Genomic DNA, 11,595 nt, shown 5'->3' on the forward strand with positions numbered 1-11,595 from the left:
GCCGTGCTCGACTTCATTTACTACCCGGTTGCCTGGATTCTCTGGGTGTGGCACAAGGTGTTCGGCTTTGTGTTCCAGGATCCCAGCAATGGGTTCGCCTGGGCACTGTCCGTCGTCTTCCTGGTCTTCACCCTCCGCCTGATTCTGTACAAGCCCTTCGTCAAGCAGGTCCGCACCACGCGGCAGATGCAGGAGCTACAGCCGCAGATCAAGGCTCTGCAGAAGAAGTACGGCAAAGACAAGCAGAAGATGGCCGTGGAGATGCAGAAGCTCCAGAAGGAACACGGCTTCAATCCGCTGATGGGTTGCCTGCCCGTGCTGGCGCAGGCACCGGTGTTCATCGGCCTGTTCCACGTGCTGCGCTCGTTCAACCGCACCGGTACCGGCTTCGGCCAGCTCGGGTTGACCCCCGAGGAGAACCGCGAGCTGTCCAACTACGCGTTCAACGTGGCCGACGTGCAGTCCTTCTTGGACGCCCGTCTGTTCGGCGCTCCGATCTCGGCGTGGATCACCATGCCGCAGGATCAGCTCAACGCATTCGCCGTGGGTCCCGACGCCACCATTCCGTCCACGTGGGTCATCGCCGCTGTGTCGATCCCGCTGATGATCATCGCGGCGATCATGACGCACATGAACTCCCGTGCCTCGGTTGCACGCCAGAGCGCAGCCGCTGCTGCGAACCCGCAGTCCGCGATCATGAACAAGCTCGCGCTCTACGTCTTCCCGCTCGGCGTTCTGGTGTTCGGCGCCCTGCTTCCCGTCGCGATCCTGCTGTACTGGGTCAGCAACAACACCTGGACGTACGTGCAGCAGCATCTGGTGTTCGGAAAGATCGACAAGGAAGAAGCATCCAAGGCCGCAGTTGCGATGGAGAAGCGTTCCGAGAACGCGCCGAAGCCGGGTGTGAAGCCGGTGTCCACCACCAAGCCGAAGCCCGGTGCTCGCCCCAAGCTCTCGAAGATGACGCCGACGAGCGATTCGTCGACGGCCGAGACCGGCGAGGGCATTGCCGATTCGACCACCGGTGCTGCATCACCGGCGAAACCGAGACCGCAGGCGAACCGGAACAAGTCGACCAAGCGCAAGCGGCGCTGACCGACACGTCGAGAGAAGGACGAACATGGCAGCGGACGTAGAAGAAGCTCAGAACGACGAAGTACAGAACACAGTCGGTGCGGTATCCGGGGATGGAGCAAGTGACGTGGCGGTCGAGGCCGATCAGGTGAGTGCAGTCGACGTGGAGTCGAACGAGACTCCTGTGGTCGAGAAGTCCGAGGATTCGAGCGTCGTCGAGGACAAGTCCGACGATGCGTCGGACGAGGACGATGAGGACGACGAGGACTACCTGGTCGAAGAAGGCGAAATCGCCGGCGATTACCTCGAGCAGTTGCTCGACGTCCTGGACTTCGACGGCGATATCGATCTCGACGTGGAGGGTGACCGCGCCATCGTCAGCATCGACGGTGGCGACGATCTCGCCAAGCTCGTCGGCCGCAAGGGTGAAGTTCTCGATGCACTGCAGGAGCTGACTCGTCTCGCCGTTCAGCAGTCGACGGGTGAGCGCAGCAAGCTGATGCTCGACGTCGCCGGCTGGCGTGCGAATCGGCGGACCGAACTCGGCAACCTCGGTGCCGAAGCAGCGCGTCGTGTACTCGAATCCGGAGAGCGTGAAGAGCTGACCCCGATGACCCCGTTCGAGCGAAAGATCGTGCACGACGCGGTCGCCAAGATCGACGGCGTCGCGAGCGAAAGCACCGGCGTCGAGCCGGCTCGACGAGTAGTCGTCGTCAAGGCGTAACAGAGCGTTCCAGTCGATGGCCCCCACTTCGGTGGGGGCCATCGTCGTATCCGGATGTTCTGGATCCGTCGGCGGAATCTCATCGATGTAATTTGCGCGGCGGCAGCCAACGGGTCGCGCGGTTGGGATCGATTTTCTCGCCGGATTCTCGTGATCAGGCATGCACTGCGCTTTCGTCACTGTGACGGCAAAGACGACGGTGATTCTTCTGCTCCGTTGCGCGTTGGTCGGGTTTGTTTCACGTGAAACACGCCGCATGCGAGGCGCGAACATTGGTGGCCGAAACTTCGATGGGGATGTAGCTCGCGGAGGGCTGTCGTTCGATCGCCCGCCCGGATAGATTCACGGCCGTCGATTTCAGTGAGTTGCGAATCCTGGCAACCGATCGAGATGGTCCGGATCTCGGGCGGTTTCACGTGAAACAAAGCGACGACGATCAGAGTCCATCGACTTCTGGTCAGCACAGGACACCCGGTCACAATGGATCTGGTGTCAGGGCCGAATCGATTCGATCCAGATCGGCCTTTGTCGGGTTCAGCGATCGAGTCCACTGAGCGGGTCTCTGCCGGTGGCCCTACCCATGATGTCGTGACCATCCCTCAGTGGCGCGACCTGTGCCAGTTGTGAGGGGCTGGAGTCGCACTCCACGAGATGTCGACGATCCATCGGTACTGGATCCATCCAAGGCAATCGGATTGCAGGGATGGCACCGCTAGTCGGAGGTTCGGGCTGTGACCATCCTCGGCAGGCCATCCAGGCGCGTGGGCCGAGGTTGTCATGAGCGGTGCCGATCGAGAAGCTCGATGTTCTCGATTCGGAGAGACGGGCCGGAGAGACGGGCCGGAGTGCGTTCGGGACTGCCGGACATCGACAGGACGCACGTGTGGGTCGTCGAGTCCGTGGGCGATGTGGATGACCGGTAGATGCAAATGATCTGTGGATGCGGCTGCGAGTTCGGAGGCGGCGTGTAGGTGCTCGAGTCGATCATGACGCGATCGGGAACATCTACGTCTCGGGGCCGCTCCCCGACTGTGGCCGTGACTGGAACCGCCGGTGCCCGGAACTGTGCTCGTCGCGGGACGAGATTCGTTCGTGTCCCGATCGTCCGCGGATCCACTCCCCCCGGACAACGCCGGCTCCAGCTGGTGCCCAGTTTCACGTGAAACATTGTCATCGTTGATCGGTTGCGTCACGGACGTGTTTGCAGACATGGACGCGATCGATGTCGGGTGTACATCAACGCGTGGGGTCAGGGATGGGCGGCCGACATTGATGTGGCCGACACTTCGCCCTGTGGATCCGTCGACTGTCGTGCGGACGCGCGCCAACCGATCGGCCGAGCCCGTTGTGTGTAGCGCCGGCAATCCGATCCAGTTGGGACGAGACAGCTCGCCGAGTCACGGGGGCGACGATGTCTACATCGATGCGTCGGGAAAGCAGTTTCACGTGAAACATGGCGTGCCGACTCGAGTGGCCTGTGAGGGCTAAGAAATGGCGCGGCGGCATGGGTCACACCATTCCGGTTCGTGTCGGCAGATTGGCCGCAAGACCGAGGACGGGACAGCTCCATCCGTTGGCCCGACTCGGCCGAACATCGGCATCCGCTTCGTTCGTGAATGGATGAGCGGCACCGTCCGAGTGTCGCCCGTCAGGTGCCCGCTCTGCGGCCGATTGTGAAGTGGAGAGCGTATTCGACCGAGTTACAGCAATGTCGTTTGGCGTTCCGTGCCCGGGCACGGGAAGATGTTTCACGTGGAACAAGAAGGATCGGATAGCAACCAGTTGATGGCCGTGGCGGAGCAGATCTTCGGTGATCGGCTCGAGTTGGCACGGAGGTATCACGACTCGTTGGCGACGGCCGGTGTCGAACGAGGCCTCATCGGACCCCGTGAAGTTCCACGGCTGTGGGAGCGACACATCCTCAACTGTGCAACGATCGGTGAGCTCATCGATGAAGGCGAGACCGTTGTCGATATCGGCAGCGGCGCGGGCTTGCCCGGAATTCCGCTGGCGATCGCGCGACCCGATCTGCGCGTGACCCTCGTCGAGCCCCTTCTTCGTCGAACCGTGTATCTCGCCGAATTCATCGACGAACACGATCTGAACATCTTGGTCGTGCGTGGCCGCGCGGAACAGCCCGGCGTCAAGAAGGAAGCCGGCGGTGCCGATGTGGTCACGTCGAGAGCGGTGGCACCGTTGGAGAAGCTGGCGAAGTGGTCACTCCCCCTGGTTCATGAGCACGGGCGCATGCTGGCTCTGAAGGGTTCGAGCGCCGCAGAAGAGATCGAACGCGACCGGACTTCCCTCACTCGGATGGGTGCTGGCAAGCTGGAGGTAGTGGAGTGTGGAGTGGGTCTGTTGCCCACTCCCACCATCGTCGTCAGAGCGGTGCGTGAGCCGCGGAGACTGAGTCGTCACTGATTTCGATCGTGGGCTCGTACGTCCCACGCTCGATCTGATCGATCGTATTGAATACAGTCAGTTCCGCACTAAGGAGCACATATGTCGGGTGGGTCCGATCCCGCTGTTTCACGTGAAACAGCGTCCAAGAAGAACGCGTCGAGCAACTCGGGGAACAAGTCGGGGGTGGCGGCCAACTCCGGGTTCGAGTACACAAACGCGATCTCACCGAACGACACTCCCATCGGCGCGGCGGCACATCGAGCCAGCCAAGTTCTGCATCCTGGATCGGTGTCGCTGCCGAAACCTGCGAAGCGACGCATGCTGACGATTGCCAATCAGAAGGGCGGCGTCGGGAAGACGACGACCGCCGTGAACCTGGCTGCCGCTCTCGCACTCCAAGGCCTGACAGTTCTGGTGGTCGATCTGGACCCTCAGGGCAACGCCAGCACGGCGTTGGGCGTCGAGCATCACTCCGGTGTGCCGTCCAGCTACGAGGTCCTCATCGGTGAGGTGAGCGCCAAGGACGCAGTGCAGAAGAGTCCGCACAGCGACAGGTTGTTCTGCATCCCGGCAACCATCGACCTTGCCGGAGCAGAGATCGAATTGGTGTCCATGGTCGCCCGTGAGGGGCGCCTCAAGACGGCGCTGTCGGTGGAGGAGCTCGCCGGTATCGACGCCGACTTCATCCTGATCGATTGCCCCCCGTCGCTCGGTCTGCTGACGGTCAACGCGCTCGTCGCTGCGACCGAGGTGCTCATCCCCATTCAATGCGAGTACTACGCGCTCGAAGGTGTGGGCCAGCTCCTTCGCAATATCGAGCTGGTGCAGTCGCATCTGAATCCCGAACTCCACGTCTCCACCGTGATCCTGACGATGTACGACGGGCGCACCAAGTTGGCAGACCAGGTCGCGGAAGAGGTTCGCAAGCACTTCGGCGACGCCGTCCTGCGCGCCGTCATACCTCGCAGCGTGAAGGTATCCGAGGCTCCCGGGTACGGCATGACGGTGTTGGATTACGACCCCGGTTCACGAGGTGCGATGAGCTACCTGGACGCCGGACGAGAGCTCGCTGCCCGATCGGCCGGCATCGACGAAGCACGAAAGAAGTAACCAGATGAGCTCAACGCGCAAAGGTGGTCTGGGCCGCGGCCTGGCCTCACTGATCCCCACCGGACCTGACGCCGGCCCACGTCTGGGCAACGCTGCAGCAGACGTGATAATCGGGGCCGATCGCAACGCGAAGGACCGTCCGGACACGTCCACCAAGCCGAAACGAACCGCACCGGCCGACGAGCCCACCGAGACCGCGACGGCACCCACACCGACACCGCCGGTGCTGAGTGGAGACGACCTCTCCCCCGTCGGCGCCGTCTACCGCGAGATCGCACCGGATCGAATCGAAGCCAATCCGAAGCAGCCGAGGCACGTCTTCGACGACGACTCGTTGGCCGAATTGGTTCACTCGATCCGCGAATTCGGGCTCATGCAGCCCATCGTGGTTCGCCTCGTATCGGGTTCCGCTGCCGCCGGAGACGCGAAATATCAGCTCGTCATGGGCGAGCGTCGGTGGCGAGCAAGCCAAGAAGCCGGCCTCGAGTCGATCCCCGCGATCGTTCGGGAAACCGCAGACGACGCCATGTTGCGCGATGCCTTGCTCGAGAACATCCATCGGGTGCAGCTCAATCCGCTCGAAGAAGCGGCCGCGTATCAACAGCTGCTCGAAGAATTCGACGTCACGCACGAGGAATTGGCCGCGAAAATCGGTCGGTCACGTCCGGTCGTCACCAACATGATTCGTCTGTTGAAGTTGCCGATTCCCGTGCAACGACGAGTCGCTGCCGGAGTTCTGTCGGCCGGCCACGCCCGCGCCTTGCTGTCGCTGGACGCTGGGTCGGATGCGCAGGAGTCGTTGGCGGCGCGAATCGTCGCCGAAGGTCTGTCCGTTCGCGCGACCGAAGAGGCCGTCACCCTTGCCAATCGGGAGGACGGAAAGAGCCCGGAACCGGCACCCCGGCGCAAGCCGATTCAGATGCCAGGCCTCCAGGACGTCGCCGATCGCCTCTCGGATTCGTTCGATACACGGGTGACGGTCAGCCTCGGCAAGCGAAAAGGGAAGATCGTGGTCGAATTCGGTTCGGTCGACGACCTTCAGAGGATCGTCGAGATGATGGAAGCGCAGAAGAAAAAGTAGCGGCGATTTTTCAGGACCAGTCATACGCGGTCGAAACGTCACTGTGACGTAGCTCGGTCGGAGGCGGTCCCGAAATCTCGAAATCTGCCCGAAAAATACTGTGATACAACACATTTGAATGATCGGCTCCACCCGACGGGTTAAACGAATCAATCGCCTATCCTGATCGAGGAGCGGATCGGCTCCGATCGAGAATTCTCGCGGTGAACGAGAGCACGAAGGCTGAGGTAAGCGGTGTCGGCGATGGTGACCGGAGTGACGCTCGGTTCGTTCGAGCACTTACCGACGCATTCGCGGCGATGCAGCTTCTGGGTCCTCGACCCCGCGTCGGAGAGTTCCTCGGTCGACCTCGAATTCGAGAACGAAGTATGGCTGTCGACCATCATGCTCGAGTGGGGATCGTGCGGGCAGTTGCTGTCCGTCGACGGCAGGACGATCGGATGCGCCCTCTACTGTCCACCCCGCGCAGTTCCGCGGGCGACGACGTTCCCGACATCGCCGGTCAGTCACGATGCAGTTCTACTGACCCAACTCCGGATCGATTCGCCGGACGACGCGGACCTGCATTCGGCCACGCTGATTCAGGCGGTCGTGGGCGATCTCGTCAATCGTGGAGTTCGCGCTCTGGAGGCGTTCGGTATTCGGCGCAACGCCGACGATGCTGCGCCGGCGGTTCCGAACGCCACGGCGCAGCTGACGTGTTCGGCGTCGACGTGCATGATCGAAGCGGACTTCCTCGAGAAGGTCGGGTTCGAGGTCATTGCTCCCCACCACAGATTTCCGAGACTGAGGCTCGAGCTCGATCGCGATCACGGGTGGAAGCAGGATGTCGAGTCTGCACTCGAGCAGCTACTGATCGCGGCCAGCATCTCCGTCGTCGATATCGAGCAGAAGTCGACGGTCGGGGCGCGCTGACCGTTCACCGACCGACGCGTTCGCGCGCGGTAGGTCAGGGGCGATCGGAGGCAGCGAGCTCTTCGGCGAGCAACTCGGCGAAGGTGAACGTTCCGGTCGGCTGATCGTCCTGACCGAGTAGGTACAGGCGCTTCACGGCGATCAGAATCGCTTCGGCGATGATGTCGCGGAACCGCGGGTCGCTGAGAACTTCGACGTCGGATTCGTTGGTGAGGTAGCCGAGGTCGATCTGGATGGTCGGCATGTTGGTCAGGCGCAACAGATCCCACGTGCGGCCATGGCTGCGGCAGTCGAGAAGCGGTGTGCGGGCGACGATTTCACGCTGCACGTAGCTGGTCAGTACTTGACCGATCATCGAGGTGGATCCGTGCGAGTTACCGAAGTGGAAGCTCGCGACGCCGTTGGCCACGGGGCTGGTGCTCGATGCGCAGCGCAACGAGATCATCAGATCGGCACCCCAGGCGTTGGCCGTCTCGGCGCGGTCGGCGACCGAAGGATTGGTCCCGCGCGCACGGGAGAGGAAGGTTTCCATTCCGGTCGCGGCCATGCGGCCTTCGAGTCGACTCGCCAGATCCCAGAGAATCTCCGATTCGGAGACGCGGCCGAAGGCTCCGTCGACGATGCGTCCGGTGTCGGCTCCACCGAGATCGGGATCGATCACGATGCGCTTGCCGGTCAACTGCGGTCCGGACTTGCGAACGAGTTCTTCCTCGCTCATGGCGTGAGGGGATCCACCGGTGACGCGAGTTCCGAGAAGGTCGAGAGAGCGCAGGGTCGCCGGTCCACAGATGCCGTCCGGGGAGAGTCCGATCTCGCGCTGGAACGAAGACAGGCCCTCGTGTGTGCGGGGGCCGAAGAAGCCGTCGACGCGTTCGTTGTAGAAGCCGAGATCCTGCAGCCTCGTTTGCAACGAGGCGACATCGTCGCCGTACAGCGGAGCGGACAGCTGGTAGATGAGGGTTCGAGCGCCGAGATGGTACGACGCTTCTTTCAGCGCGCGATACGTGGCCGGGCCGACCACACCGTCGACCAGCAGACCGCGATGCTGCTGGAATGCGCGTACTGCTCCACCGAGGGCACCGTCGAAGACGGAACCGGGAGCCGTCCAGTGGCCGTCGTCCATCGGACCGGGGGGAACGACTGCTTCGTGAAGAAATCCGAGAGCCGACAGAGTGCCGCGGACCTCGGCGACGGCGGGTCCGGAATCGCCGTGACTGAGTTCCTGCATCCTCGACAAAGCCTCTCGATCGTTCCGACGGCACTCACACTTGCACCTGATGTGCCGATGCCGAAGCATCGGCACATCCGATGATTGTCGCAGAAAGACTGGCTTCCGCTGCAATCCACACTGTGTGTGGGTGAGTCAGATAACGCCTTCGAGGTCCTTGAGCAGCGCGGCCTTGCCCTTTGCGCCGACAATTTGCTTGACCGGCTTGCCACCCTGGAAGAGGATCAGCGTGGGAATCGACATGACCTTGAAGTCGCGAGCAGCCTGCGGGTTGGCGTCGATGTCGAGCTTGGCGATGGTGAGCTTGTCCTTGTGCTCGGCCGCGATTTCCTCGAGAACCGGGGCGACCATCTTGCACGGGCCGCACCAGGTGGCCCAGAAGTCGACCAGGACGGGCTTCTCACTGGTCAGAACATCGTCGACGAACGACGCGTCGGTGATCGTGACTGTGCTCTTGTCGTCGGACATTGTGTATCTCCTCGATGTTGGAAGTTCGGTGCCTGTCAGGCGTTGACTGCGTCGACCGGCTGGTCGGCGTGTTCGAGCGTGTTGCTGGTGATGTCGCCCTGCTCGGCCAACCAACGCTCGGCGTCGATCGACGCGGTGCAGCCCGTACCCGCAGCGGTGATGGCCTGCTGGTACACGTGATCGACGAGGTCTCCGGCAGCGAACACGCCTTCGACGGACGTGGCCGAAGTGGGCGACGCGACGGTGACGTAGCCGGCGTCGTCGAGCTCGACCTGGCCCTTGACCAGCTCGTTGCGGGGATCGTGGCCGATTGCCACGAACATTCCGGTCACGTCGAGGGTGGTCTTCTCGCCGGTTTCCGCGTGCTCGAGCGAAAGCCCGGTGACGCTGGTGTCGCCGAGGACCTCGAGCACCTTGGTATCGGTGAGGAAGCGAATCTTGTCGTTGTTCTTGGCGCGTTCGAGCATGATGCGCGACGCACGGAACTCGCTGCGGCGGTGCACGATCGTGACACTGCGGGCGAAGCGAGTGAGGAAGGTCGCTTCCTCCATGGCCGAGTCGCCACCACCGATGACGGCGATGTCCTGATCGCGGAAGAAGAAGCCGTCACAGGTGGCGCAGGCGCTGACGCCGCGTCCGAGCAACTTCTCCTCACCGGGGATGGACAGGTAGCGAGCTGCTGCGCCCATGGCGAGGATGATCGCGCGGGCACGGTAGGTCTCGCCGCCGGCGGAGACCGTCTTGATCGGGCCCGTCAGGTCGAGCTCCTCGACGTCCTCGGTTCGGATGTCGGCGCCGAATCGTTTCGCCTGCTCGCGCATCTGCTCCATCAGATCCGGGCCCATGATGCCCTCGCGGAACCCGGGAAAATTCTCGACCTCGGTGGTGGTCATCAACGCACCGCCGAACTGCGTTCCCTCGAACAGGATCGGTTCCAGTTCCGCCCGTGCGGCGTAGACACCGGCGGTGTAACCGGCCGGTCCCGAGCCGACGATGATGAGATCGTGAACCTTGGGGGTACTCAATGCAGACCTTCCGATCATGTGCGGGGTATACGTGCGGTCGACAACCGAGTGCTCAGCGCACACGCCGGTCGACGTACATCTGGTCAACACCACCCTAGAGGCAGTTGTTCCCCGGTGAGAGATCTGTCAGCCGATATCCCGACGCGTCAGTACGTCCGGGTTGGCGGTGCCACAGTCGTTACCCACCGCAAGGGCGATGAACTGTGCGGGCTGCGCTCCGGCGAGGACCAGCAGGGTTCCGTCTCGCCCGTCGACGCGCACTCGACTCGATCCGAGAACGGTGGTGGCCGGATCCACATCGTTGGATTGCAGACAGGCAGCGAGGTCGGCCGGATCGGCCAGTACCCCGGGATCACGCTTGCCGATGATGCTGAACGCGAAACCGGAGTCGAGGTCGGCAGAATCGAGAACCAGCGACGAATCCGGAGCCTGCGACGGGTCGGCAGTGATCGATTCGGGTTCGTCCGGTGTGAACAGGACCGCCGCGGCAGCAATCGATCCGGTCGCCAGAAGTATTGCGGCAGCGGCGGTTCCGAGAACGACACGGCGTCTGCGCGGACGCAGCGGAACGACGACGCCCACCGGGGACGCCGATTGCTCGACCGTGTGGAGGGTGCGATCGATCTGCCGAGCGACGTCGGGCGGAATCGGCATCGTCCCGGTGGGATCCTCGCCCACCTCGTGCAGTCGAGCCGAGACGGCGTCGAGACCGGCGAGTATCTGCATCGAATCCTCGTCGAGTCGAACCAGTGGCCACAGTTGCCTACTGACGTCCTCGGGAAGTGCATCCGCATGCAGATCGGCGAGTAGCTCCGGCGAGAACGGGGCTTGTAGAGCGTCGGTGCTCGACGGCACGTTCCTGCCTCCCTTCGCCTGGTCTGCTTTCCCTCTCACACGGTATAGACGCGAGGGGGTCAGATTCGGTTCCCCGCATCTTTCAAGTACGCGAGCTGCGTCGAGAGTTTGAGTCGACCGCGGGCGCATCGACTCTTGACGGTACCGGTGGGAACGCCGAGCAATGCGGCAGCGTCGGCCACCGAGTAGCCCTCCATGTCCACGATGACGACGGCTGCACGTTGGTCGGGCGGCAACGTCATCAGAGCCTGCCGAACGAGAATGCTCGTCTCCGTCTCGGAGATCCGATCCCTGGGCGACACCGGCTCGTGACTTTCGTTCTCGCTCAACGGAACCGACGGGCGAGCCTTGTTTCTACGGATACGGTCGAGGCAGGCATTGACGACGATCTTGTGCAGCCAACTCCGCACTGCGGCGTCGGCGCGAAACGACCCGGCCGTGCGATGGGCGGAGAGCAATGCCTCCTGCAGAGCATCGGAGGCGTCCTCGGGCGTGTAGCTCGTGCGGCGGGCCGTCAGCCACAGATGTTCGTGGTGTCGGTAGATGAGTGTGGCGAAGGCATTCGGCTCCCCGGCCGCATGGGCAGCAAGAAGCTCCGCATCCGTGCGCTCCCCTGGCGCCGAATCGAAACGTTCGGTCATACGAAAACGGCTCCCCCCGTGTTAACGCATTGGGGGGAGCCTAGGCCATCGAGACCGCGAAGTACGAAACG

Annotated in this window: 11 protein-coding genes; 6 read left to right on the forward strand and 5 right to left on the reverse strand. The window is 62.8% G+C overall.

All coding sequences use genetic code 11. From position 1 onward, the window contains the following. Positions 1-3: 3 nt before the first annotated feature. The 6 genes from yidC (at position 4) to CH271_RS01120 (ending at position 7,307) form a co-directional block, all read left to right on the forward strand. Complete coding sequence (gene yidC / locus CH271_RS01090) at positions 4-1,095, forward strand: membrane protein insertase YidC (RefSeq protein WP_037195298.1); 1,092 nt, start codon at positions 4-6, stop codon at positions 1,093-1,095. A gap of 25 nt (positions 1,096-1,120) precedes the next feature. Then, the gene (locus tag CH271_RS01095) at positions 1,121-1,798 is read left to right on the forward strand and encodes a Jag family protein (protein ID WP_037195296.1); all 678 of its coding nucleotides are present in this window, start codon (positions 1,121-1,123) and stop codon (positions 1,796-1,798) included. A 1,743-nt stretch (positions 1,799-3,541) separates the two neighbouring features. Beyond that, positions 3,542-4,219, forward strand: a complete 678-nt coding sequence (gene rsmG, locus CH271_RS01105) for a 16S rRNA (guanine(527)-N(7))-methyltransferase RsmG (protein WP_094632265.1) — start codon at positions 3,542-3,544, stop codon at positions 4,217-4,219. A gap of 81 nt (positions 4,220-4,300) precedes the next feature. Beyond that, a complete protein-coding gene (locus tag CH271_RS01110; RefSeq protein WP_037195294.1) occupies positions 4,301-5,311 on the forward strand; it encodes a ParA family protein in 1,011 nt (336 codons plus the stop codon). 4 nt (positions 5,312-5,315) lie between these two features. Next, positions 5,316-6,392 carry a ParB/RepB/Spo0J family partition protein gene (locus tag CH271_RS01115; protein WP_037195292.1) on the forward strand — a complete coding sequence of 359 codons (1,077 nt, stop codon included), beginning with the start codon at positions 5,316-5,318 and terminating at the stop codon, positions 6,390-6,392. Between the two features lie 234 nt (positions 6,393-6,626). Continuing rightward, positions 6,627-7,307, forward strand: a complete 681-nt coding sequence (locus tag CH271_RS01120) for a hypothetical protein (RefSeq protein ID WP_037195290.1) — start codon at positions 6,627-6,629, stop codon at positions 7,305-7,307. Between the two features lie 34 nt (positions 7,308-7,341). Here CH271_RS01120 and CH271_RS01125 read toward each other — a convergent pair whose 3' ends face one another. The 5 genes from CH271_RS01125 to sigM form a co-directional block, all read right to left on the reverse strand. Continuing rightward, the gene (locus tag CH271_RS01125; protein ID WP_037195287.1) at positions 7,342-8,535 is read right to left on the reverse strand and encodes an N-acetylmuramoyl-L-alanine amidase; all 1,194 of its coding nucleotides are present in this window, start codon (positions 8,533-8,535) and stop codon (positions 7,342-7,344) included. Between the two features lie 135 nt (positions 8,536-8,670). After that, positions 8,671-9,003, reverse strand: coding sequence for a thioredoxin (trxA, locus tag CH271_RS01130; RefSeq protein ID WP_008711582.1), 333 nt, complete (start codon positions 9,001-9,003; stop codon positions 8,671-8,673). 35 nt (positions 9,004-9,038) lie between these two features. After that, on the reverse strand, positions 9,039-10,028 hold the full coding sequence (gene trxB, locus CH271_RS01135; protein ID WP_037195710.1) for a thioredoxin-disulfide reductase: 990 nt from the start codon (positions 10,026-10,028) through the stop codon (positions 9,039-9,041). A 126-nt stretch (positions 10,029-10,154) separates the two neighbouring features. Further along, a complete protein-coding gene (locus tag CH271_RS01140; RefSeq protein ID WP_094716570.1) occupies positions 10,155-10,883 on the reverse strand; it encodes a hypothetical protein in 729 nt (242 codons plus the stop codon). Positions 10,884-10,942: 59 nt separating this feature from the next. Then, complete coding sequence (gene sigM / locus CH271_RS01145) at positions 10,943-11,524, reverse strand: RNA polymerase sigma factor SigM (RefSeq protein ID WP_037195284.1); 582 nt, start codon at positions 11,522-11,524, stop codon at positions 10,943-10,945. Positions 11,525-11,595 lie beyond the last annotated feature (71 nt).

This window comes from Rhodococcus sp. 05-340-2, assembly GCF_002258915.1.
Taxonomy (GTDB): Bacteria; Actinomycetota; Actinomycetes; order Mycobacteriales; family Mycobacteriaceae; genus Rhodococcoides.